The sequence below is a fragment of the Brevibacterium sp. MGP-B1 genome (assembly GCF_057766545.1).
On sequence record NZ_CM173407.1, the window covers coordinates 38,949 to 61,499 of the forward strand.

20 protein-coding genes and 1 riboswitch are annotated in these 22,551 nt (G+C 65.7%); of the genes, 11 read left to right on the forward strand and 9 right to left on the reverse strand.

What is annotated here, in order from left to right:
- Positions 1-10: 10 nt before the first annotated feature.
- Complete coding sequence (locus AC3CD9_RS00155) at positions 11-619, forward strand: hypothetical protein (protein ID WP_488365746.1); 609 nt, start codon at positions 11-13, stop codon at positions 617-619.
- On the forward strand, positions 616-1,500 hold the full coding sequence (locus AC3CD9_RS00160; RefSeq protein ID WP_488365747.1) for an HTTM domain-containing protein: 885 nt from the start codon (positions 616-618) through the stop codon (positions 1,498-1,500). Before AC3CD9_RS00155 ends, AC3CD9_RS00160 begins: the two co-directional genes overlap by 4 nt.
- Here the strand turns inward: AC3CD9_RS00160 and AC3CD9_RS00165 are convergent.
- Positions 1,497-2,402: a LysR family transcriptional regulator gene (locus AC3CD9_RS00165; RefSeq protein WP_488365748.1), complete on the reverse strand. Its 906-nt coding sequence runs from the start codon at positions 2,400-2,402 to the stop codon at positions 1,497-1,499. The two genes, AC3CD9_RS00160 and AC3CD9_RS00165, sit on opposite strands and share 4 nt — an antisense overlap.
- A gap of 72 nt (positions 2,403-2,474) precedes the next feature.
- Between AC3CD9_RS00165 and AC3CD9_RS00170 the strand changes: the two genes are divergently transcribed.
- A complete protein-coding gene (locus tag AC3CD9_RS00170; RefSeq protein WP_488365750.1) occupies positions 2,475-3,437 on the forward strand; it encodes an EamA family transporter in 963 nt (320 codons plus the stop codon).
- Between the two features lie 24 nt (positions 3,438-3,461).
- Entirely contained in the window at positions 3,462-4,775 is a 1,314-nt protein-coding gene (locus AC3CD9_RS00175) for a hypothetical protein (RefSeq protein WP_488365751.1), read from the forward strand.
- Positions 4,776-4,791: 16 nt separating this feature from the next.
- Here the strand turns inward: AC3CD9_RS00175 and AC3CD9_RS00180 are convergent, their stop codons facing one another.
- From AC3CD9_RS00180 to AC3CD9_RS00195, 4 genes are all read right to left on the reverse strand, one after another.
- Positions 4,792-6,273, reverse strand: coding sequence for a phytoene desaturase family protein (locus AC3CD9_RS00180; protein WP_488365752.1), 1,482 nt, complete (start codon positions 6,271-6,273; stop codon positions 4,792-4,794).
- 54 nt (positions 6,274-6,327) lie between these two features.
- Positions 6,328-7,020 (reverse strand): TenA family protein, encoded by a 693-nt coding sequence (locus tag AC3CD9_RS00185; protein ID WP_488365753.1) that lies wholly within the window; start codon positions 7,018-7,020, stop codon positions 6,328-6,330.
- Positions 7,015-7,121: riboswitch (TPP riboswitch) on the reverse strand. (Overlaps the previous gene by 6 nt.)
- A gap of 56 nt (positions 7,122-7,177) precedes the next feature.
- A complete protein-coding gene (locus AC3CD9_RS00190; protein WP_488365754.1) occupies positions 7,178-7,759 on the reverse strand; it encodes a nucleoside/nucleotide kinase family protein in 582 nt (193 codons plus the stop codon).
- 107 nt (positions 7,760-7,866) lie between these two features.
- The gene (locus AC3CD9_RS00195) at positions 7,867-8,892 is read right to left on the reverse strand and encodes an ATP-grasp domain-containing protein (RefSeq protein WP_488365755.1); all 1,026 of its coding nucleotides are present in this window, start codon (positions 8,890-8,892) and stop codon (positions 7,867-7,869) included.
- A gap of 128 nt (positions 8,893-9,020) precedes the next feature.
- Between AC3CD9_RS00195 and AC3CD9_RS00200 the strand changes: the two genes are divergently transcribed.
- Positions 9,021-9,383, forward strand: a complete 363-nt coding sequence (locus tag AC3CD9_RS00200; protein ID WP_488365756.1) for a VOC family protein — start codon at positions 9,021-9,023, stop codon at positions 9,381-9,383.
- 54 nt (positions 9,384-9,437) lie between these two features.
- Here the strand turns inward: AC3CD9_RS00200 and AC3CD9_RS00205 are convergent, their stop codons facing one another.
- Positions 9,438-10,871, reverse strand: a complete 1,434-nt coding sequence (locus AC3CD9_RS00205) for an MFS transporter (protein WP_139469149.1) — start codon at positions 10,869-10,871, stop codon at positions 9,438-9,440.
- 259 nt (positions 10,872-11,130) lie between these two features.
- On the opposite strand from AC3CD9_RS00205, the gene AC3CD9_RS00210 reads away from it, so the two are divergent.
- The 3 genes from AC3CD9_RS00210 (at position 11,131) to AC3CD9_RS00220 (ending at position 14,932) form a co-directional block, all read left to right on the forward strand.
- Entirely contained in the window at positions 11,131-11,664 is a 534-nt protein-coding gene (locus tag AC3CD9_RS00210) for a HutD family protein (protein WP_488365757.1), read from the forward strand.
- A 199-nt stretch (positions 11,665-11,863) separates the two neighbouring features.
- The gene (locus AC3CD9_RS00215) at positions 11,864-13,219 is read left to right on the forward strand and encodes a hypothetical protein (RefSeq protein ID WP_488365758.1); all 1,356 of its coding nucleotides are present in this window, start codon (positions 11,864-11,866) and stop codon (positions 13,217-13,219) included.
- Positions 13,220-13,453: 234 nt separating this feature from the next.
- Positions 13,454-14,932 (forward strand): catalase, encoded by a 1,479-nt coding sequence (locus tag AC3CD9_RS00220; protein WP_488365759.1) that lies wholly within the window; start codon positions 13,454-13,456, stop codon positions 14,930-14,932.
- Positions 14,933-15,112: 180 nt separating this feature from the next.
- Here AC3CD9_RS00220 and AC3CD9_RS00225 read toward each other — a convergent pair whose 3' ends face one another.
- Positions 15,113-17,047 carry an aconitate hydratase gene (locus tag AC3CD9_RS00225; protein ID WP_488365760.1) on the reverse strand — a complete coding sequence of 645 codons (1,935 nt, stop codon included), beginning with the start codon at positions 17,045-17,047 and terminating at the stop codon, positions 15,113-15,115.
- A 132-nt stretch (positions 17,048-17,179) separates the two neighbouring features.
- On the opposite strand from AC3CD9_RS00225, the gene AC3CD9_RS00230 reads away from it, so the two are divergent.
- A complete protein-coding gene (locus tag AC3CD9_RS00230; RefSeq protein WP_488365761.1) occupies positions 17,180-18,025 on the forward strand; it encodes a DNA-formamidopyrimidine glycosylase family protein in 846 nt (281 codons plus the stop codon).
- Between the two features lie 121 nt (positions 18,026-18,146).
- Here the strand turns inward: AC3CD9_RS00230 and AC3CD9_RS00235 are convergent, their stop codons facing one another.
- Both AC3CD9_RS00235 and AC3CD9_RS00240 read right to left on the reverse strand, forming a co-directional pair.
- Entirely contained in the window at positions 18,147-19,421 is a 1,275-nt protein-coding gene (locus tag AC3CD9_RS00235) for an MFS transporter (protein WP_488365762.1), read from the reverse strand.
- Positions 19,422-19,472: 51 nt separating this feature from the next.
- Positions 19,473-20,222 (reverse strand): TetR/AcrR family transcriptional regulator, encoded by a 750-nt coding sequence (locus tag AC3CD9_RS00240; RefSeq protein WP_488365763.1) that lies wholly within the window; start codon positions 20,220-20,222, stop codon positions 19,473-19,475.
- A 47-nt stretch (positions 20,223-20,269) separates the two neighbouring features.
- Here AC3CD9_RS00240 and AC3CD9_RS00245 point away from each other — a divergent pair, with 47 nt between their 5' ends.
- Together AC3CD9_RS00245 and AC3CD9_RS00250 are read left to right on the forward strand one after the other, a co-directional pair.
- Positions 20,270-21,646 carry a flavin-containing monooxygenase gene (locus AC3CD9_RS00245; RefSeq protein WP_488365764.1) on the forward strand — a complete coding sequence of 459 codons (1,377 nt, stop codon included), beginning with the start codon at positions 20,270-20,272 and terminating at the stop codon, positions 21,644-21,646.
- Positions 21,643-22,506, forward strand: a complete 864-nt coding sequence (locus AC3CD9_RS00250; protein ID WP_488365765.1) for an SDR family oxidoreductase — start codon at positions 21,643-21,645, stop codon at positions 22,504-22,506. The genes AC3CD9_RS00245 and AC3CD9_RS00250 overlap by 4 nt, the downstream gene beginning before the upstream one ends.
- The last annotated feature ends 45 nt before the right edge of the window (positions 22,507-22,551 follow it).

Consider the following 22,551-nt stretch of genomic DNA (forward strand, 5'->3'; position numbering starts at 1 on the left):
CCGCAAGCGTATGGAAGAGAAGAAGCGCCGTCTCCTGACGAGCCAGGATCCCGCCGCTCAGGGGCCTGATCCCGCCGGTGCGTCCGATGGCCCCGGCTCCGGGCCGTCCGCCCCCGGTGAGTCCGCGACCGACGTTGCCACGTCCACTGGTACCCCGAAACCCGCGACCCGGGTGAAAGCGCTGTCGAAGGTCTCCATCGGCTGGCGCATCGTCGTTCCCGCTATCGCCTTCGTCATCCTCACCTGCGGACAGTTCCTCAACACGAACGACTTCTTCCCGCTCGGATCGCTCACTCAGTACGCCACCGCCAAAGACCTCAACGGGACCGTCAACTCCACGTGCATCGAAGCCCAGTTCCCCGGTGAGGACGAACCGCGCCGCCTCGGGTTCAACGCCGCCACCGTCGGCATCGAACGCGGTGATGTCGAATCCCAGCTCGACCGGGTCATCGCCCACCCGGAGCTCCTGCAGTCGATGGCCGACTCGTACATCCGGCTGCACCCGGACGAACCGAAGCCCGAAGCGATGATCCTCTGCCGCACCACCACACAACTGAAGAACGGCCTGGCCGTCGGCGAACCCGAACAGACGACGCTGGCGAAGTGGGAGGTCCGATGAGCAGCATCCCGACCCTGAGGTCCACCCCCACCGAGGCGGCCCCTACGAATCCGTTCCTCCGCTGGTTCATGCCCGAGGTCCCTCTGGCTCGGGTGGCCGTGTTCCGCGTCTTCATCTACGTCTTCATCATCATCGATGTGCTCACGATCTCCGGTGATGTCATCGCCCACGGCTGGACGCCCGAGTTCTACCAGCCACTGTGGTTGGCGAGGTTCCTCCACATTCCCGCCGTCAGCGTCCTCGGCGCACAGATCCTGCTCACCCTCATCATCGTCTTCTCGCTGCTCGCTGCCGCCGGAATCCTTCAGCGCCTCAGCGGCTGGGCGGTGGCGCTCAGCTTCGGCGCGTGGATGTTCTACACCCAGGGCTACGGTTACGTCGCCCACGATCATATGGCGCTCGTCATCGCCGCCTTCGTCCTGCCGACGATCGGAACGGCGCGCTTCCGGGACGTCGGCACCGCCTCGGCGCGGGCCGGCTGGGCGCTGCGGATGGTGCAGATCTCCGTCGTCCTCACCTACTTCTACTCGGTGGTGATGAAGTGGATCGCCTCGGGCAACATCACCCACTGGGCCAACGGTGCGGTCATCATCTGGGCGCTCATGCGCCGCGGCGCCGAATGGTCGAAACCGTTCCTCGAGATGCCCGGCCTCCTCATCGCCGCGCAATGGGCGACACTCGTCTTCGAGTTCCTCTCACCCGTCGTCCTGTTCCTCAAGCGCAAGTGGCTGTACGGGGCCGTGGCCTTCTTCTTCCTCTTCCACCTCATGACCTACCTGGCGCTGGGCATCCACTTCCTGCCGACCGTCATCTGCTGGGCGGCGTTCCTGCCACTGGAGAGGCTCGTGCCCAAGCGCTTCACCAGCACGGGCACCGCCTAATCCGCGGCGTCGTCGACCCGGCTGAGCGCGCTGATCACGGCGCGCACCGCGACACGTTCGGCCGTGTCCGGACGCATCACGGCTACGATCCAGCGTGTCGTCGTCACCCCCGTCAGCGGCACCAGTGACAGTCCCGCATCTCGCGGCGTCGTGAACCGGGGAAGGAGCGCGACTTGGTCCGAGGAGGCGACGATCGCTTCGATGAGCCGGTTGTCCCGGATGCGTTGGACGACGTCGAGGTCGCGACCGGTGAGATGCTCGATCGAGGTGAGGATCGTGTCGAAGGGGTATCCGCGGGGTACTCCCACCCAGCGACAATCGACGACATCGTCCGGGGTCAGCTCGGCGCGATCGGCAAGCCGATGGCCGATGGCGAGGGCCACGTCGATCGGTTCGCGGGCGAGCGGGACGACGGTGAGTCCGTCGGTACCCAGGGGGCGTTCGGCGACGAGGCTGTGTGCGACGACGATATCGACATCTCGGGTCAGCCCCGCGAATTCGTGCTCGGCGAGGTCGACATCGTCCATGCGCAGATCGATGTGCGGGTGGTCCTCCCGCAGCCTGCGCAGCGCATCGGGGAGGAGGTGGGTGAGCGCGCTCGGCAGCCCGGCCAGGGCGATCTCTCCGGCAGCTTCGCCGAGGTGGCCCTCCCATTGGGCCTGCACCCGGGCAAGGGTGCGGGCCACGTCCCGACCACCGTCGGCGAGCAGTCGTCCCGCGGCTGTGAGCGTGAGTCCGCGACCGGCGGGTTCGACGAGAGCGTGGCCGATCTCGCTCCCGGCCTGCCTCAGCTGCTGAGAAACGGCCGACGGGGAGCGATAGGTGACATCGGCGACGGCGGTGACGCTGCCGTATTCGTCGAACAGGCGCAGCAGCTCAAGATGCTTCGGATCGATGACCATGAAGCCATGCTACAGAGTCGATGAAGCACTCTGCGATTGTGCTTCATTGTTGTCGAAGTTGAGAATGGAGCCATGTCATTCAAGCACTGCCTTCTCGCCGCCTCGGTGGCGGTCATGTGGGGACTGAATTTCCTCGCCATCGATTTCTCCCTGGCCCAGTTCCCGCCCTTCTTCCTCGTCGCTCTGCGCTTCGCCCTGCTCGCGGTCCCCGCGCTGCTTTTCGTCCCGAAGCCCGACGTCAAAGCGCGGTGGATCATCGGCTACGGACTCGGCTTCGGACTGCTGCAGTTCCTCTTCCTCTACTGGGCGATGGCCGCCGGCATGCCCGCGGGACTCGCCTCCCTCGTCCTTCAAGCCTCGGGCCCCTTCACGGTGATGCTGGGCATGACATTCCTTCGCGAGAAGGTCCGCGGCTCCCAGATGCTCTTCCTCCTCATCGCGATGGCCGGACTCGCGGTCGTCGGCTGGCAGCGCTTCGACTCGCACGCGAGCTTCCTGCCCTTCCTCCTCACGCTCGCCGGCGCCTTGGGCTGGGCGATCGGCAATATCTGCAACCGGCAGGCCCACACCACCGAGCCGATCAAGCTGACGATGTGGATGTCGCTCGTCCCGCCCGTGCCGATGCTCGCCCTCTCCCTTGCGGTCGAAGGACCCGACCGGGTCGGGGCGTCGGTCGCGGGGCTGACCACCCCCACCGGACTTCTTGCCATCGCTGGGCTGATCTATACAGTGGTCATCGCGACGATCCTCGGTTCGGGCATCTGGTCGTGGCTGATGTCGCGCAACCCCGCCGGAGTCGTCGCCCCCTTCTCGATGCTCGTGCCCGTCGTCGGAATGAGCGCGGCGTTCGTTTTCCTCGGCGAGCGGGTCACCGTCGGCGAGCTGTGCGGGGCCGTCCTCGTCATCATCGGGGTCCTCGGCGCGGGTCTGAAGGCCGCGAAAGGTGCGAAGATCCTCGCCGCCGCTGAGGCGGTCGTGCCCGTGAGTGCGCAAACGGAGGATTCCGACGCGGGCGTTTCCATCAAGGCCAGTTGACAGGGGTTCGCGTAGCCTGAGGTCATGACCGCCGATGATGCGCCTCCGACCCTTCATGACGACCGCCTGTCCGTCGAGGATCTGCTCGCGTCCCCGCGAGGACGCTCGCTCGTGTTCGGGCTGGCCCTGAATGGGCGCGACGACGAATTCGACGAGGAGGGCGAACCGCTCACCGAGGGGGCGCGTGCGCTTTCCGAGGCTCGTCACGATGTCTTCATCGCCGGCTTCCTTGCCGATAAGGAGCAGGGCGCTGCGGTGGCGATGTTCCTCGGCGAGGGAGACTCCGAACCACAACCCGGAGACGTCACTGCCCAGGACGTCGCGGCAACCCTGCGACGCGTCACACCGCTGAGGCCGACTCAAATTGACCTGGAGAACGAGATGGCCAAAGTCATCTCCGGCGCCATGTACTGGCAGCGTCCTCACGGTGCCGATCAGATCGCTGCTGACCCAGAGGTGCGGGACGCTCTGCGCCCCTTCGCGGAGATGCTCATATCCTCTGGCCTGCTCGATGTCTGGACCGCGCCTCTGCACCCGGGCAATCAATGGGCTCTGGCTTGGGACGACGCAGATCATCGCAGTGGGCTGCCTGCAGTATTCGACCGGCCCCTAGGTCCTGTTGATTCGACAGCGGCGCCTGCGATCACGCTGACCGATCTCTATCCGCCTCTCGAAGGAGACGGGGCGAGTCTCTCGTGGGGATTGGACGAGTGGCTCGCAGATGTCCTCACCACGGAAACCCGTTACCGTCACGATTTCGCCAAGAACCCGCATATGGAGCTCAGCGGCGAATGGTGGTCGACTCCGCCAGACGGGCTCTGGTCGTCGACGGGGACCTGGCCGGACGGAACCCTGATCGGCGTCGAACTCGTCGAGGACGATTTCGGTCTCGAGCGTGCCCGAGCCTGTCGTCTGCGACTGCGCCCGGACGCCCGTATCGTCGAGATTCGCGCACCTGAGGATTGGGCCGATCTGTGCCGCCGCTACCCGCTCGACGTCACCGCCCAGCGCCGCTATGTCTGGTCCGAGACCACCGGGCGCAAGGGCCGCTGGGTCATCCCCGACTGGTCACGGGTGGCCGAGGAATTCGACGGTGTCCACGTCGGTCTGGCAGGCTATCTGCGCACGGCCGGTGCGGTCATCGATGTGACGGAGGGCCGCCTCGGCGAGGAATCGGAGACCATCCCCACGGCCGGGAACACGGACGATCGGACCGCGAGTCTCGTGGCAGGGTGGCATCCGGATACGACGTTTTGGCTGAACAACGTCATCGAGGCCGTCACCGAGGTGGCCGAACGGCACTATGACGGCGACGCTGATCGGTGGGTGCGGGGCTGAGTCAGCTGAATGAAAGTCAGTCGCCCGGGGACAGGCTGGGTGCCTCGTCGATGCCGAAACGGGTCTTGAGAGCCCGGCGCGCGGCGAACCAGCCGTTCATTCCGTGCACGCCCGGGGCCGGTGGGGTCGCCGCCGAGCACAGGAATGCCCCGGGCACGCCGAGGCTGTAGGAGTCCCAGGTCAGACGCGGGCGGGCCATCATGCGGTAGAAGGACACGACGCCGGTCGCGATATCCCCGCCGATGTAGTTCTGGTTGTGGCCGGCCATCTCGGAGGCGGGGATCGCGTTGTGCGCGACGATCCGATCGCGGAAGCCGGGAGCGAAGCGTTCGAGCTGGCGGGTGATGTACTCGGTCGGGTCGAGCGGGCAGTCGAAGGGCACGTGCGCATACGTCCACAGCGGTCGCAGGCCGCCCACCTCGCGGGATGGGTCGAAGACGGTCGGATCCGAGACGAGGCACACGGGATCGGCGGGCATGCGACCGGACATCACCTGCGCCTCGGCGGCGGCCATCTGCGCCCGGGATCCGCCGATGTGGATAGTGCCGGCGCGTCCGACCGCGGGATCGGACCAGGGGACCGGGCCGTCGAGGACGAAGTCGACCTTCGCAGCGGCATTGCCGTGTTTGAAGCTGCGCAGAGCTTTGTCGACGTGGCTCGGGATGAGTCCCGAGAAGATCTGCGCGGCGTTCAGCGCCGAGGTGTCGAGCAGGTAGGCGCGGGCCGCTGGCATATCCGAGACGTGGTCGATGCGCGCATCCGTGTGTACGGTTCCGCCGTGGGCTTCGAGGTCGGCGACGAGGTAGTCGATGATCGCCTGCGATCCGCCGATGGGGGAGGGCCAACCTCCTGCGTGGGCGACGGTCGAGAGCATCGTGGCCGTGGCCGCGGTGCCCATGGCCGGCAGCCCGCCGATCGCGTGCGCGGCGACACCGGAGAACAGGGCCTGGGAGGATTCGTGGGAGAGCGGAATGTTCCACGCGGGACTGGCCTGGGACAGGAGCCGAAGGCCGAACTTCACGACGTTCGCGATGCCGGGAAGATCGCGCAGGGTCTCCGGCACAGAACGTTTGTCGCCGAGGGAGAGCCAGATCGCGTCATCGACCCGGTCGAGGAGCGGGGCGAAGAAACGCCGCCATTCCGGTCCTGCCGCGCCGAGGTGGTCGACCGTCTTCTCGAGATCGTGGAAGGCCAGCGCGGCGGGCTTGCCGTCGAGGGGCTGGGCGTAGGAGATCTCGGGGGTGGTGAACTCGAGGCCGCGGGCACGCAGGTCGAAGTCGACGAAGAAGGGGCTGGCGATCGCCAACGGGTGGACGGCCGAGCAGATGTCATGAGTGACGCCGGGAGCCAGACCGAGGTCGAGGGTGCGGGCGCCGCCGCCGATCGTCGGCTGAGCCTCGTAAACTTCGACGCTCAGCCCGGCACGGGCCATGGTGACGGCGGCGGCCATGCCGTTCGGGCCGGATCCGATGACAACTGCATCAACACCTGTGCTCATGTGGCCAGTCTAGGTCAGTGAGATGGACGGCTGCGGTGTGCGTTCCCTGGCGGCTCAGTTGTCGTACACGTTGTCGAAGAAAGCGCATTCGAGGTCGACGGCCCGCTGCCAGATGCGGGTGAGGGTCTTGGCCTCTGAACTTTGGTCTTCTTCCTCCGGGAATACGCGTTCGAGTTCGTCGACAAGGAACTGCACCCACCCGTGGAAGGCCTCGCCTCGGTGGAGATCGATCCAGCCTCGGTGAATATGTCGCGGCGGCATGTCCATCCGGGACTCGGCCCAGTCGAGATAGAGCCATTCGGCGACAACGAGGACGACGAGCAGCTGCGGATACGACGCCGAAGCGACTGACGAGTCCATGAGATCGCGGAACCCAACCGTCGGGGCGGTCAGTTCCGGGTGGAGATAATCGGCTGTATCGACTCCCAATTCGGCGAAGGAGTCGACGAAATAGGTGTCCTCATCGGCGACGAGCATTCCCAGCTGTCGGGCGAACCGCAGCTTCGCCTCGAGTTCATCGGCGTGGGCCACGCATGCGCCGAGCATCGACAGAAACGACTCGAAGAACTGATAGTCCTGCACCAGATAGTCGCGCATCACGGCGTCGTCGATGCTGCCGGCGAAGAGCTCCTGGACGAATCTGTGTTCGACGGCTCCCGCCCACTGCGAGCTGGTCGAACTCACCAGTGCTGATACCGCTCCGTCGGCGTCCACAGTGATCGATGTGTCGAAATCTGTGGTGGTCATTGCTTGTCCACTCCCTCCGCCGGTGCTCACCGGATCAGGTTCAAAGGGTCTGCATACGCACTCTCAGCGCCGGTCCTTTCGGCGCTCCCCTGTAGCACTTCGACACTATCATCGGGCTCAGGTGTGCTGTCAGTGCGAACGGGCCAGGGCCGGCAGATCAGGGCCGGTCGGGCCGGGACCGGCGGATCAGGGTCGGCCGTTCCAGATCGCGATTGTCGAGCACCCATGTGGCGTGTTCCCACGGAGCAGCCTCGGCGAAGTAGAGTCGCTGACCACCGACGTAGCGGCGATTCGACTCATCCTCGGGATCGGCATCGAAGGCTCCGGCAAACCGCTCGTTTCCTCGTGGGACCGAGACTTCAAACGGAACATCGACCCACACGCTCGCATCCCAGAGATCCACAAGCTCGGGACGGTGGAGGAAGATTCCCTCGACCAGGAGGACGCAGTCGCTCGGCAGGCTCCGAGGTTCCGGCGCAAGCGGCCGATCCTCGTCGACGTCCCATACGGCTGGAACGATCGCGCCGCCTCGTCGAAATGGTTCGACGACGGAATCGACGAAAGCTCCGTAGTCATAGGAATAGCGATAGAAAGTGTCTGGCCCCTTACCGTGGGCGTAACGTGTCGCCCGAGGGAAGTGGAAGCCGTCGATGCTGATGGCGGTGACCCGGCGGTCGGAACCATGTCCAGGAACGTCCGCAGCGATCTTGGCCAAATTCACGAGCTCGTGAGCGAGCATCGTCTTCCCCGCACCGTCGACCCCATCGAGGGCAATGAACGCGCGTTGCCTAGGCCGGACTGTTCGCAGTTCCGCCAGTAGTTCCGTGAGCACGCGGGTACGGGAACTCACCGGGATGCCGACCCGGCGGGGGATACCGACCGTGGGGCCGCCTCGGCGAGGGTGTCGGCGATGAAATCGGCGATACGGTCCGCGGCAGGTTGACGACCTGCCGACTGTTCGGCGGACTCGACGGACGGGTTGTAGTTCGTGTTCGTGTTGATGTCGTAGACGACCTGACGGCCGTCGGCGGTCTCGATGAACTCGATGCCGGCGATCTCGATGCCGAGGTCGGCCAAAAGCGTCTCGAGCCGAGCGATGAGCGGTGTTCCGGCCGAGATCTCCTCACGGCGGGCGAACTGGGGGACCGCCTCGACGTCGGGATCAGCCCCGGCACCCGGAATCGTGCAGGCATCGGCCGGGCACAGCTCGAACGACCCACCTGAGACATCGACGCGCACCGCATAGTGGAAGCGTCCGCCGATGAATTCGGCACGAGTAATGAACGGCTGGGCCGACTGCACGTACTCCTGGATGAGAGTGATGCCGTCGATCGGCGCATTCGCGCCACCGGGTGCGAACTCATCGGCGACCGGCTCAAGCTCGGCGTGGGAGTCGAAGCGACGCACACCGAGGCCTTTGCCGCCCTGATTGTGCTTCGTGATGAACGGGGGAGTGAATCCGGCAGCGGCCTCGACGAGGGCTTGCGGACCGAACGCGGCCGCGGTGAGCGGCACATCGAACCCTCGGCCGGCCAGCTCGCGATGCTGTCGGATCTTGCTCACCTCGAGCTCGTAGACTCCACGACCGTTGATCACCCGGCGGCCAGCGGCGGCGAGCCAGTCGAGGACCGCACGCCCGTACTCCTTCACATGCGGATCGGTTCGCGTGTGCGAGGACGCAGAAAGCCGCGACCAGAAGATCCCCTGTGGAGGCCCGGCGGCGAGATCGATCGTGGTCTCGGGCAGCAGCCATTCGACATGTGCGACGCCGAGGCTGTCGAACGCATCCGTGAATGGTGCGATCCATTCCGGATTGTCGTGGATGATGTACACCGTCGGAGTGCCGCAGACGGGCAGGGCATGAGAACTCATCGCGAACCTTCATCGTGTGGAGCCGGTGCGGCCGAGAGTACGCGGAAACATCGGCGGATCTGCTCAACAATCCTACGCCCTGGTGTCCAGCCCTTCGCTGTGTCAGTGCGGCGGCGTAGACTCAGGACATGGCTATCGCAAAGCAGCCCGTTGTCGTGCTCGACGCCCCTGACGCCGGTGAACTCGCAGAGTTCTACGGCAAACTCCTGGACTGGTCGGTCACCGTCGAAGAAGACGGCACCTGGGCAGAAGTCGTCTCCAATTCGTGGCCGCCGATCTGCGTCCAGCAGGTCGAGGACTACCACGCACCCAGTTGGCCCGGTCAGGCCCACCCGCAGCAGATGCACCTCGACGTCATGGTCGATGACCTCGACGTCGCAGAGAAGGCCGTGCTCGAGATCGGTGCAGGCAAAGCCCCAGAGCAGCCCGGAGAGACGTTCCGAGTGTTCCTCGACCCGGCCGGCCACCCGTTCTGCCTGTGCAAGGGATGACCGGCCCCGCCCAGAGCTGATCCGGAGAGACCGTCGGCGCTGATACGTGCCGGCTCAGACCAGGTCGGCCTCCTCGTTGAGCTCCTGGGCGAGGTCCTTCGCCTCTTCCTTCGACGCCGCCGACGGAGTCGAACCCCACAGCGGACGACGATTGCTCTCAGGCACGAAGTGGATCGTGACGAGCCCGATGACTCCAGCGGCCATGAGGTAGATCGCTGGCCACATGAGGAATCCGGTGGCGTTGATGAGCGAGGTCATGACGAACGACGTAGTGCCGCCGAACAGCGAGATCGAGACGTTGAACGCGATCGCCAGGGCACCGGCGCGGACCATCGTCGGGAACAGCGACGGCAGAGTCGAGGGCATCGTAGCGCTGAAGCAGATGAGGCTGAGCCCCATGATGAGCAGGCCGAGGAAGACTACGAAGTCGTTGTGCCCGCGGATGAGCCACAGTGACGGGAACGAGAGCACGATGAGTGAGAGCGCTCCCGCGCGCACAACGGCCTTGCGGCCCAGCCTGTCCGAGAGCTTGCCGATGACCGGGATGAGCGCCAGACAGCAGGCCATGACGATGATCTGCAGGACCTGCGAGGTCAGTTCTGAGACTCCGCCGCTGCCCTGGAGGTCCTCGACCATCGGGAAGTACACGGGAATGAACGAGGTGAGCATGTAGTTCGTCACGTTCCAGGCCAGCACCAGACCACAGCAGGCCAGCAGGTTCGGCCACAGCTTGAAGATCTTTTTGAACTCGCCCTTGGCGTGGTTCTTCTGTTCCTCCTGTTCGGAGAGCTTCTCCATCTCCTTGTAGGCAGGAGTATCCGCGAGCTTCGTGCGCAGGTAGACGCCGATGAAGCCGAGAGGCAGAGCGACGAAGAACGGGATCCTCCAGCCCCACGACTCGAGGAACTCGGGAGTCGAAACAGCCTGCATGATCGTGGCGACGAGTGCACCGAGGACGTAGCCGGTGAACGTTCCGACCTCGAGCAGGCTGCCGAGGAAGCCGCGGCGCCGGTCGGGTGCGTATTCGGCGATGAAGGTCATCGCATTCGAGTACTCGCCGCCGGTGGAGAAGCCCTGGAGCAGACGGCAGGCCAGCAGCAGGAACGGCGCCCACAGGCCGACGGTCGCATAGTCGGGGATGACACCGATGAGGAAGGTGCCGGCGGCCATCATGATCATCGTCATCGCCAGCACCTTGTTGCGCCCGATCTTGTCGGCCAAAGGGCCGAACACCAGACCGCCGAGCGGACGGACAAGGAAGGCGACGGCGAAGAGTCCGGCGACGATGACGGTCCCGATCGGTCCTGAGTCCTCCGGCAGGAAGATTCCCTCAATCACGACGGCGAGGTAGCCGTAGACACCGAAGTCGTACCATTCGGTGATGTTGCCGATGGCCGCGGCGCCGATGGCCCGCTTCGTGACGTCGGGCTTGGTCACTGTGATCTCTTCCGGCCGCCACCGCCGGCGGACATTATCCGGTCCGAACATGCCCCTCCCTCCGATTGCCGGTGAGAGGCTTGCGGGAACGCGATCCGGGCGCGAACTCGCAGAGTGTGAGAATCACGCGCAGTCGTCTCCGCGAGCCCCTCATCGTTCTGGTTGATGTCGTTGCTCTCAGCCAGGTCGCCCCGACGAAAAACACCACTCAAGGCTAGTCCTCTCATCTCTCATGGCAACCCCGATTGCGCGGGAACCCCCGATTTGGAGGTTGTGAACAGCCCGTCGCAGGTCCGTCTAAAGTGATTCCATGCGCGTTCTCACCAGCTTTGATGATCGTGATCCCGTTCCCTGGGCCAACGGTGCCGGGGAGACGACCGAGCTCGTCTCCCTCGCCGACTCCGAGAATCTGACCCCGCTTGCGCGGCCGTGGCGACTGAGCATTGCACGGCTCGACCGCACCGCCGAGTTCTCCGCCCTGCCCGGGATGGCGCGCACCTTCCTGCCCACCGCCGAGGTGGTGCTGTCCGTCGACGGTCGAACACACCGCATTCCCCGGCTGACTCCGCTGCGCTTCCGCGGGGACCGAGCCGTTGTCCTCACTGAACTGGGTGAGCCGTGCTTCGCAGTCAATCTCATGGTCGCTCAGGCGGATTCGGTCGACCCGCCTCGGCGAGGGCTGGCGATGATCGGCCCCGACGAGGAACACGCAGTGAGGGCGGACGACGGCGCCGCCTTCCTCCTCACCCTCGCGTCGAGCCCGGACCGCCCGCGTTTCCAGCTGTTCGAACTCACCGGTTCCGATGGTCCGGCGGACCGCCTCGGCGGAGTCCTCCTGCGCTGAGGGAAGACGGGGTCCACACGTCTGGGGAAATGGTGTGAGGCGCGTGTCTGCCGCATCACACCGGTTGTCGTTTTCGCAGGTCATCACGCCTACCCGCGGTCGGGTGGGTCAGCGATCTCCCAGACTGTGAGGGGGTGGGTCAGGATGTCCGCACACTCGAGTCCGATACTGGTGAGAAGTACGTGTTTATGGAGGACCATTGGCATCGAATCACGGCGAAACCGACCAGACGGACAAGCAGCGGACGACTCCCGGCAGTGAGGCTCCGACGAGCGCGCCGCGGCACTCTCAGACTCTGCCGCTCATCACCGAGGAGATCGCGGAGAGGCCTCGTACCGAGGCGGCGCCGACCGAGCATGTCACTACTCCGGTGATGCCGCCCAATCCGATCCGCCGTGACGATCGGACCGGAGCAAGTCCGGCGAAGAGCGTGTCGGCGGAGACCGTGGGCACCGAGGACGGGCAGCGGACTGCCTCGGTGCCGTCGAGGGACGGGAGCCAGGTGGGAGAAGCGACTGGCGGTGCGGACGAGAAGAAGTCCGAAGGGCGCATTTCGGCCACCCAGTTGATCGCGGGTGCCGGTGCCGCGGCGACCTCCTCGGTCATCGGTGGTCAGCTCGGCGTCGCCGGCACCGTCGTCGGCGCGGGCATCGCGAGCATCGTCACCGGTCTCGCTGTCACCCTCTACGGCCGCAGCCTCGACAAAGGCAAGGAGAAGATCCAAGAGGTCGGCTCCAAGCTGGCCCCGGCCGTCAAGGCGAAGATCGCAAAGAACCCCACCGCGAAGACCGCAGCTGTCGATCAGACACTTGCCGAGGATTCGGCCTTCGCCCCGCCGGAGCCCACCGGTGGCCATGCGACTGCGTCAGCCGCCTCGGTGCCGCACGACAGAACAGCCGAAGACGGCGACAGCAGTGAAACCGAGAGCGAGCCCCGTTCCTGGTGGCAGAAGCTGCGACGCAAACGGGTCCTCTACCCGTTGACGATCGGCGTCGCTGCCTTCGGAATCGGACTCGGTGCGGTCGTCGTGGCCGAGAACTTCACCGAAGCCGATATCTCACCGGGCACCTCGCAGATCTCACGATCGGTGACCGGGCAGTCGACGAACGACGAATCCGTCACCGACGACGGAACTTCGAACTCCGGGACCGCCGGGGACGAATCGTCGAGCGGATCCGGGTCGGGCGCCGATGGCGGTCAGAGCTCATCGAACAGCGGATCGAACACGCAGAACGGTCAGTCCACCTCGGCGGGGGAGACCGGCACCGAAGGTGCGGCCGAGGGACAGGAGTCTCAGGGCACGGACACGACGACGGGCACGAGCGATTCCACCGGCAGTTCGACGAGCACCGACGGCACCGAAGCGAGCAGCGGTTCCACCTCGACCGATGGCACCGGCAGCACCGGGGACACCAGCGGCGGGGCGAGCGGCAGCACAGGCTCCGGATCCGGCTCGGACGGTTCGGGCAGCGGTTCCGGCAGCGGCTCGTCGGGTTCGGGCGGATCCGGAACCGGCGGTTCCGGTGGTGGGTCGGCCGCCTCGGCGGAGGGGTGAGCCGGACAACGTCGCGGACGGGAATTTAGACAGCCCACCCTTGGTTGTTTCGAGTAGAGAACATCGCTAGGTTGAAACTAACTCCGACAGTGTTCTGCCGAAGTCGGGATATCGAGCCTGGCGAACGGCGCTCTGCCGATCGATCAGCTGCACCGGCGGGAAGCACTTCTCACCGGTGGCCGTGATCGCGGTCTGAGTGACGCCGCCTGAAATCAAACGGTTGAAGGAGATGTTATGACGCAACATACAGATCATGAATACGCCGGTCACGACAATACGAAGGCATCGACGACCGAGTCCGGTGCGCCGCGGGAATCCGATGCTCACTCGCTGAGCGTCGGCGCGAACGGGCCGCTGCTGCTCCACGATGTGGCTCTGGTTGAGAAGCTTGCTCGCTTCGACCGTGAGCGTGTTCCCGAGCGCAGCCCCCACGCCAAGGGATCCGGCGCATTCGGCGAGTTCGAAGTCACCGAAGACGTCTCCAAGTACACGAAGGCGGACTTCCTGCAGCCGGGCAAGAAGACCCCGATGCTCGCGCGCTTCTCCACTGTCGCCGGTGAGCTCGGCTCGCCCGACTCCTGGCGTGACGTGCGCGGATTCGCGCTGAAGTTCTACACCGAAGAGGGCAACTTCGACATGGTGGGCAACAATACCCCCGTGTTCTTCGTCCGTGATCCCATGAAGTTCCCCGACTTCATCCACTCGCAGAAGCGCACCCCCGATTCGGGTCTGCGCAGCAACAATATGCAGTGGGACTTCTGGTCGCTCTCGCCCGAGTCGGCTCACCAGGTCTCCTACCTCATGGGACCCCGCGGCCTGCCCAAGAGCTGGCGCCACATGAACGGCTACTCCTCGCACACCTACATGTGGGTCAACGCTGAGGGAGAGAAGTTCTGGGTCCAGTACCACTTCCACACCGACCAGGGCGTGGAGAACATGAGCAACGAGGAAGCTGGTCGGATGGCCGGCGAGGACGCGGACATGCACCGCCGCGACCTGTTCGATGCCATCGAGCGCGGGGACTACCCGTCCTGGACCTTCAGCGTGCAGATCATGCCGTACGAAGAGGCCAAGGACTACCGCTTCAACCCCTTCGACCTGACCAAGACCTGGTCGAAGAAGGACTACCCGCTCATCAAGGTCGGCAAGTTCACCCTCAACGAGAACCCCTCGAACCACTTCGCACAGATCGAGCAGGCTGCCTTCAGCCCCTCGAACACCGTGCCGGGGACCGGGCTCTCGCCGGACAAGATGCTGCTGGGCCGCGTGTTCTCCTACCCGGATGCGCAGCGCAATCGCATCGGCACGAACTTCAACCAGCTGCCGGTCAACGCCCCTGTCACGAAGACGAATTCGTACGACAAGGAGGGCCAGATGCAGTACCACCACTCGGGTAATGCACCGGTCTACGCCCCGAACTCGTACGGACGTTCCTTCCAGGACGAGCAGGGACCGGTCGACAACGGCTGGGAGGCCGATGGCGAGCTGGTTCGCAGCGCCTACAGCCTGCACTCCGAGGACGACGACTTCGGCCAGGCGCACACCCTGGTCCGCGAGGTCTACTCTGAGGAAGAACGCCAGGGTCTTATCGAGACCGTCGCCGGCGGACTCTCCGACGGAGTCGAGGAGCCGGTGCTGTCGAACGCGATCCAGTACTGGAAGAACATCGACGCCGAGGTCGGCGCAGCCATCGAGGCCAAGGTCAAGGGCTGACAGGCTCTGAGACCTTGAGCGTCTGACCGCTCGAGAGTTCGGCACGAGACGGCGGCCCGGAACCTCCCACCGCGGGAGCGTCCGGGCCGCTTTCTCTTTTTCCGTTTTCCAATTACTACCTGACGGCGGCCCAGCAACCTCGCGCCAGGTTGCTGGGCCGCCGTCAGGTAGTTCGTGGAGTCAACTGAGGTGGGCGGCGCGTTGGGCGATGCGACCGCCGGCGAGGACCATCTCGACCTGACGGGGCGACAGGCCATGGCTGAATTCGAACTTTCGGCCGGCCGCCTCGGCGGTGATCGTCGTCCCTTCACCGAGCTCATCGCGCAGACCACGGAACTCAAGCACATCACCCTGGGATAGGGATTCGTAGTCGGATTCGTTCGTGAACTCAAGAGCGAGGACGCCGAAGTTCGCGAGGTTCTGCCAATGGATCCGCGCCAACGATTTCGCCACCACGACCCGCAGTCCGAGATAGCGGGGAGCGATGACCGCATGCTCACGTGAGGACCCCTGACCGTAGTTCTCCCCACCGACGATCGCATGCCCTCCGTCGTGCTCGGCGGCGCGGGTGGCATAGGTGTCATCGACCTGGATGTAGACGAACTCGGAGATCTTCGGGATGTTCGACCGGTACGGCAGAACGCGGGATCCGGCGGGCATGATCTCGTCGGTGGAGACGTTGTCGCCGACCTTGAGCAGGACCTCCAGATCGATGTCATCGGGCAGCGGTTCGAAGTCCGGCAGGGTCGAGATGTTCGTTCCTTTGACGAGCTCGACCGACCGGGCTTCCTCCGGTTCCAGCGGTGGGACGAGCATCTTGCGGTTCGCGGAGTACTTCTCGGGCAACCGCACTTCGGGATAGTCCATGTCGAGATCGCGAGGATCGGTGATCTTCCCGGTCAGTGCGGCAGCGGCCGCGGTCTCCGGCGAGCACAGCCACACGGCGTCCTCGTCGGTACCGGACCGGCCGGGGAAGTTCCTCGGCATGGTGCGCAGACTGTTGCGCCCGACCGCCGGAGCCTGACCCATGCCGATGCAGCCCATGCAGCCGGACTGGTGGATCCTGGCCCCGGATCCCACCAGAGAGGTCAGCCATCTGCCGGCGATGAGGTCGGCAAGGACCTCCCGTGAGGTGGGATTGATGTCGAGTGAGATCTGCTGGTGGATCTGGCGGTCGGCAAGTGTTTCGGCGACGACGGCGAAATCCCTCAGTCCCGGGTTCGCCGAGGAGCCGACGACGACCTGGAAGACGTCGTCACCGGCGACCTCGCGCACCGGAGTGACATTGCCCGGCGACGAAGGTGCGGCGATGAGCGGCTCGAGCTGGGAGAGGTCGATGGCGTCGGTGAGGTCGTACTCGGCACCCTCGTCGGCCTCGATGCGGGTGAAGTCCTCACTGCGGTCGACGGCTTCAAGGTAGTCGCGGACGGCATCGTCGGCGGGGAAGACCGTGGCGGTGGCGCCGAGCTCGGCACCCATATTCGCAATCACGTGACGGTCCATGGCCGTGAGGTTCTTCAGGCCCTCTCCGTGATATTCGATGATCTTTCCGACTCCGCCTTTGACGCCGTGGCGACGCAGCATCTCGAGGATGACGTCCTTGGCCGAGACCCAGTCGGGCAGGGTGCCCGTGAGCTCGACGCCCATGATCTGCGGCGCGCTGATGAAGAGGGGCTCACCGGCCATGGCCATGGCGATCTCGAGCCCGCCGACGCCGATCGCGAGCATTCCCAGGGCACCGGCAGCGCAGGTGTGCGAGTCGGAACCGATGAGAGTGGCTCCGGGCTTTCCGAACCGGGACTGGTGAACGGGGTGGGAGACGCCGTTGCCGGCAGGGGAGAACCACAGACCGAACCGTGCCGCGGCAGAGCGGAGGAATTCGTGGTCCTCCGGGTTCTTCTCATCGGTCTGCAGCAGGTTGTGATCGACGTACTGCACGGACAGATCCGTGCGGATACGGTCGAGGCCGAGCGCCTCGAGCTCGAGCATGACCAGGGTGCCCGTCGCATCCTGGGTGAGAGTCTGGTCGATCCGGATCCCGAGTTCGTTGCCGGGGGCGAGCTCCCCGGATTCCAGATGTGAGTTGATGAGCTTCTGAGCGACATTCTCTGCCATCGTCAACCTCCTTCAGCAGTGGTCGAAGCACATGGCGCGGCACGCCCATGCGTGATCTGTCCACGTTAGCCCTCGCGCACAGGACTCACAAGGGCAGTGGTTTCCGCCCCGACCAGGGCGCATACTGGGACCATGCCGGAATTGCCCGAGGTCGACGCACTGGTGAGCTTCCTGCGCGCGAAGGTCGTCGGCGACTTCGTCACCCGCACCGACATCGGGGAGCTGAGCATCCTCAAGACCGCCGATCCGCCGCTGGATGCGATCCGCGGACTCGAGATCACCGGGGTCTCCCGGGTCGGCAAGGCCCTCATCGTCGAGTTCGACGGCCTCGAACTGGTCTGTCGTTTCGCCCGTGCCGGCTGGCTGGTCTGGCACGAGGCTGTGCCCACCGGCCCGGTGAAGATGGGCAAGGGACCGCTCGGCCTGCGCATCCATCTGGCGTCCGGGGCCGGCTTCGATCTGAGTGAAGCGGGAACGAAGAAGAACGCCGCGGTCTCGCTCGTGTCCGACCGCTCCGAGGTGCCCGCCATCGACAGGGCTGGGCCCGACGCCCTGTCCATCGAGGCAGACCAGTTCGCCTCGGCCCTGGCCGGTTCGAACTCTCGGATCAAGACCGTCCTGGAGGATCAGGAACTCATCGCCGGCATCGGCAACGCCTACTCGGACGAGATCCTCCATGCGGCCAGGCTCTCCCCGTTCGCTCCGGCCTCGGGCGTCGATGCACCGGCACTGCTCGAGACGGTGCGTGAGGTACTCGGTCGGGCCCGGGACGCGTTGATCGAGCTGCCGCCGGGGAAGATCAAGGCGGCGAAGAAGCGCCGACTGCGGGTCCACGGCCGCACCGGGAAGACGTGCCCGGTGTGCGGGGCGACCATCGCGGAGGTCTCCTTCGCCGATAAGTCACTGCAGTACTGCCCCGGCTGCCAGACCGGAGGCAAGAAGCTCAGCGACCGCAGGATGGACCGACTCCTCAAGTAGTCCGCTCAAGCAGTCCGTGTCCTCGACAGATTCGCTGCTCGGTCGGTACCGCACCGAAAGCGACCTCGAGGGAGGCCGTCGCGGCGGTACGGTGCTCTGCCGGCCGTCCCGGAGCTCGCTCTCACCGCCGACGAATCCGTTCGCCTGGACGAGGCTGCGGCGACCTCGGCCCGAGCACGAGCGGGCGCATCGCCAGCAGACCGAGCACGGGGCCGGGCAGGAGCAGCCACACGGCGACGGCTCCGAAACTCACGATGAGGCTCTGGAGGACGACGATGCTGATGACGCTGACGGCGAAGCCGAGGGAGTTCATCACCGTCAGCCCCGTTCCCGTCAGCTCTGCAGGAGCATAACGGGCGGCCAGGTCCGAGAACTGAGGGGAGTCGGCGATGACGAGGAAGCCCCAAAGCGCCAAGGCTGCGACGAGGATCGGGCCCACGTCGGGCAGTAGCGGGTAGATCAGGCACATCAGCCCAGAGCCCGCGAGCGCCGTTGCGGCGACGGCGGCACCCCCGGTCCGGCGAGCGATGATTCCGCCGAGCACACATCCGGCCACCCCGGCGGCGATGACGAGGAAGCTCGTCGTCGCCAGGCCGGTGGAGCCGCTCCTCTCTCCCACAGCAGCGATGACGAGTGTGGGAACCACGGCCCAGAAGGCGTAGAGCTCCCACATGTGGCCCGCGTACCCGAAGACGGCGGCTCGGAACATCCGGTCCCGGAACAGTCTGCGCAGCGCCGGTTCACCATCTCCCCTCGGACTCGTCGTCGCCGTGGACGCAGCGCTCGCCCGCATCACTCCACGGCTTCGGCGCGGCGCCCCGCGCCCGGAGATTATGGCGATGAGCACGGACCCGAGCACGGCCAGGGCGGACGAGCCCCACATGATCGACTGCCAGGGCAGGGAGGCCCCGACCGCCGACAGCAGTTGGGGCATCGCGGTGCCCAGGGTCAGCATCGCGACGAGCCAGGCCAGGGCCTGCCCGGACTTCGCCTGGGCCCGTTTGACGATCATCTTCATGCCCATCGGATAGATCCCCGCAAGGCTGATGCCGACGAAGAAGCGAGAGATCCACACGAGCGCGAGCTCCGAAGGACCGAGGGTCCAGACGAAGTTCAGTCCGGCACCGATGAGGCTCGAGACGATGAAGATCCGCTCGGGCGGAAAGCGGTCGGCGATCCCGGTCGCCGCGCTCAGCAGCGTTCCGCAGATGAAGCCGATCTGGGTGGCGGCGATGAGCCATCCGAACTGCCCGGGGGTCGCCCCGAGCCAGGTCGAGAGCCCTTCGACGGCGCCGCTGGGGCTGAACCACAGCGAGGTCCCGAACCACTGCGCCAAGACGATGGACAGCACAGCGGCCCCCGTGACCCGTCTTGATCGCGATTGCGAAACAGCCATTGTCTCTCCTCATCGACACCCGAAAAGGTGGCCGATCACAGGGCCATCGTGTCACGAACCGCGGTCGGGGGCCACCCCATAGGCGCGCATGGCCACCTCGGCGATGTGAGTGAGGAAGGCCGTGGTCGACATGCGCTCCGGCACGGGGGTGTGCACGCGCTGGACCAGGGCTTCGGTGATTCCGCCGACGACGATGAGGCTGGTGAGATCGCCGCCGTCCGCCTCCGGCGAGAAACCGAGGTCGGGCAGGTCGTAGGCGGACTGCAGCCGCACGAACGCAGAATCGACGGCCGCGGCGAGCATGCGCATCGTCTCCCTCCGCCGGGCTTCGAGCGACTCGTTGACGCCGACGGCCTCGACCTCGAGCACGCGGGCCTTGCGCTCATCGCGCAGCATCGGCATGAGTGCAGCGGACACGACGTGGACGGTCGCGTCGCGCAGGCTCGCCGCGGCCGGAATCGTCAGCGTGGCCATGGCCTCGCCGATCTCCGCATTGAGGACGATGTAGAGCTGTTCGAGCAGCGATTCCTGGGCCGATAACGACTCCTGTGCTGTCCCGTCCTCCGCGGTCGGCCCCGCCCTCCGAGCAGGGAAGAGCTCATAGAAGGACCTGCTCGACACGCCGGATTCGTGGCACAGCGCCTGGATGGAGGTCGCCCGAAATCCGAGCGTTCCGTACAGCTCGAGCGCAGCTTCGAGGAGGCGCTCACGGCGTGCCCCGTCGCGGTCGGCCCGTGAGGTTCCGCGCCACATGCCCGCCGAGGAGGTGCCGGGGAAATTCTCGGAGGCTTGCACATTCATTCCTCCAGTGTAGTGAAAATTCTGATTTTCAATGGCAGTATTGTGACATGCCTTACAGCGTCAGACAGAGACATCGAGCCCCGAAGGTGACCGCGCCCATCCCGCCGGACGACATGCTGCCTCGTGTGTGCATCATCGGGGCGGGATCCTCGGGGATCGCCGCCGCGAAGACCCTCTTCACCTCGGCAATCCCATTCGACTGCTTCGAAAAGGGCAGCGAAATCGGCGGCACCTGGCTCTTCGACAATCCCAATGGTCAGAGCGCCTGCTACGAGACCCTGCAGATCAACACCTCGTGCCCGCGCATGGCCTTCTCAGACTTCCCGATGCCCGAGCACTACCCGCACTACGCCAGCCACGATCAGGTCTTCGACTATTTCCGCGACTACGTCGACCACTTCGGATTCGGTCACACGATCACCTTCAACACAGAAGTCACCGATGTTCGCCGAGGCGGCCGTGGCGGTTGGGATGTCGACATCAGATCCGGAATAGGTCAGGACGCCGTGTCGGAGACCCGGCACTACGATGCCGTGATGGTCGCCAACGGCCACCACTGGGATGCCCGCTGGCCCGACCCTGCCTACCCGGGGGACTTCGCCGGCGAACAGATCCACGCGCACGACTACCGCAGGGGTGACCAGCTCGAAGGACGAGATGTGGTCGTCGTCGGTGCCGGCAACTCGGCCATGGACATCGCCGTCGAAGGCTCGCGCCGGGCGAACAACGTCACCCTCTCGATCAGGCGCGGCCAATGGGTGATGAAGAAGACGATCATGGGCATGGCCGCCGACCAGATCGTCCTGCCCGGGTGGGCCCCGTGGTGGATGACCTCGGCCCGGCTGCGCCTCGGCGCGATGCTCTCCGGAGGGTTGAAGAAATACGGACTGCCGGTGCCCGGCCACACGCCGGGCCAGTCCCACCCCGTGCAGTCGGACGCCATCCGGGATCGGCTCAAGGCCGGTGCCGTGACGGTGCGTCCCGGGATCGAACGCCTCGAGCGCGACCGCGTCGTCTTCACCGACGGAACTTCGGCCCCGGCCGACCTCATCGTCTGGGCCACCGGCTACCGGGTGTCGTTTCCGTTCCTGTCCTCCGACGTCGTCGACGTCGAGAACAACGACCTGCCGCTGTGGAAGCGGTGTGTCCACCCCGACCGGCCGGGTCTGTTCTTCATCGGCCTGCTCCAGCCGGTGGGTGCGGTCATGCCGCTGTCCGAAGCCCAGTCGAAGCTGGTGGCGAAGATCCTCACCGGAGACTGCGAACTGCCGAGCCGTCGGGACATGGTCAGACAGATGGCTCGCGATGACCGCCGGAACAAGAAGCAGTTCTACGATTCGCCACGGCACACGATGGAGGTCGACTTCGACCACTACCTGTGGGAGATCAACCGGGAGATGAAGAAGGGAGCGATCGCCGCATGAAACGCTCCGGCACGACCCGCGGGAAGATCGTCGCCGTCACCGGAGGGGCACGCGGAATCGGCAAGGCGATCGCCGCACAGTTCACCGCGGCCGGCGCTCGAGTCGCCATCGGCGACCGTGACCTCGAAGCGGCCGAGGACACCGCCGCGGAACTGGGAGTGCGCGCCTTCGGCCTCGACGTCACCGACCCGGATTCCTTCGCCGATTTCCTCAAAGCCGTCCGCAGCGATCTCGGCCCCGTCGATGTCCTCGTCAACAATGCCGGCATCATGTGGGTCGGTTCCTTCGATGAGGAACCGAACGAAGCTGCTCGCGGCCAGCTCGAGGTCAACCTCCTCGGCGTCATCAACGGAATCAAGACCGCAGCACCTGCCATGCGCGAGGCCGGGCACGGTCACCTCATCACGGTCGCCTCGGCGGCATCGATCCTGCCCACCCCGGGCGAGGCGACATACGCGGCCACCAAACACGGAGTGCTCGGCTACCTCAAGGCCGTGCGCACGGAGATGCGCGGAACCGGGGTGCACTTCACCGCCGTCATGCCCGCCGTCGTCGACACCGACCTGGCTGCAGGGACCGGCACCGGTGCGGGCCCGCTGCTGCGTCCGGACGTTGTCGCGGCCGCCGTTGTCCGTGCGGTGGTCCGGCCCCGTTTCGAGATCACCGTGCCCGGTTTCATCGGTCCCGTGGCTCGTCTGGCCGACCTTCTGCCGCAGCCGGTCAGGGACCGTATCTTCGGGGCCATGGTGCCCGACCAGGTCGCGCAGGTGCGGGCCGATGCTCGCGCCGGCTACGAGGGCGCGGCGTTCACGACCTCCCGCGCGGGGCGCGGTCAGGGGTGGGCCGCCTCGGCGGAATAGTCCTCCAGATCTATCCGTTGTGCGAACGTGCGGCCCGTTTGCGGC

Bases quoted from the DNA above. Each gene is read 5' to 3' on its own strand.
- AC3CD9_RS00155 (WP_488365746.1), top strand. From the start codon at position 11: ATGGAAGAGAAGAAGCGCCGTCTCCTGACGAGCCAGGATCCCGCCGCT.
- AC3CD9_RS00160 (WP_488365747.1), top strand. From the start codon at position 616: ATGAGCAGCATCCCGACCCTGAGGTCCACCCCCACCGAGGCGGCCCCT.
- AC3CD9_RS00165 (WP_488365748.1), bottom strand. From the start codon at position 2,402: ATGGTCATCGATCCGAAGCATCTTGAGCTGCTGCGCCTGTTCGACGAA.
- AC3CD9_RS00170 (WP_488365750.1), top strand. From the start codon at position 2,475: ATGTCATTCAAGCACTGCCTTCTCGCCGCCTCGGTGGCGGTCATGTGG.
- AC3CD9_RS00175 (WP_488365751.1), top strand. From the start codon at position 3,462: ATGACCGCCGATGATGCGCCTCCGACCCTTCATGACGACCGCCTGTCC.
- AC3CD9_RS00180 (WP_488365752.1), bottom strand. From the start codon at position 6,273: ATGAGCACAGGTGTTGATGCAGTTGTCATCGGATCCGGCCCGAACGGC.
- AC3CD9_RS00185 (WP_488365753.1), bottom strand. From the start codon at position 7,020: ATGACCACCACAGATTTCGACACATCGATCACTGTGGACGCCGACGGA.
- AC3CD9_RS00190 (WP_488365754.1), bottom strand. From the start codon at position 7,759: ATGCTCGCTCACGAGCTCGTGAATTTGGCCAAGATCGCTGCGGACGTT.
- AC3CD9_RS00195 (WP_488365755.1), bottom strand. From the start codon at position 8,892: ATGAGTTCTCATGCCCTGCCCGTCTGCGGCACTCCGACGGTGTACATC.
- AC3CD9_RS00200 (WP_488365756.1), top strand. From the start codon at position 9,021: ATGGCTATCGCAAAGCAGCCCGTTGTCGTGCTCGACGCCCCTGACGCC.
- AC3CD9_RS00205 (WP_139469149.1), bottom strand. From the start codon at position 10,871: ATGTTCGGACCGGATAATGTCCGCCGGCGGTGGCGGCCGGAAGAGATC.
- AC3CD9_RS00210 (WP_488365757.1), top strand. From the start codon at position 11,131: ATGCGCGTTCTCACCAGCTTTGATGATCGTGATCCCGTTCCCTGGGCC.
- AC3CD9_RS00220 (WP_488365759.1), top strand. From the start codon at position 13,454: ATGACGCAACATACAGATCATGAATACGCCGGTCACGACAATACGAAG.
- AC3CD9_RS00225 (WP_488365760.1), bottom strand. From the start codon at position 17,047: ATGGCAGAGAATGTCGCTCAGAAGCTCATCAACTCACATCTGGAATCC.
- AC3CD9_RS00230 (WP_488365761.1), top strand. From the start codon at position 17,180: ATGCCGGAATTGCCCGAGGTCGACGCACTGGTGAGCTTCCTGCGCGCG.
- AC3CD9_RS00235 (WP_488365762.1), bottom strand. From the start codon at position 19,421: ATGGCTGTTTCGCAATCGCGATCAAGACGGGTCACGGGGGCCGCTGTG.
- AC3CD9_RS00240 (WP_488365763.1), bottom strand. From the start codon at position 20,222: ATGAATGTGCAAGCCTCCGAGAATTTCCCCGGCACCTCCTCGGCGGGC.
- AC3CD9_RS00245 (WP_488365764.1), top strand. From the start codon at position 20,270: ATGCCTTACAGCGTCAGACAGAGACATCGAGCCCCGAAGGTGACCGCG.
- AC3CD9_RS00250 (WP_488365765.1), top strand. From the start codon at position 21,643: ATGAAACGCTCCGGCACGACCCGCGGGAAGATCGTCGCCGTCACCGGA.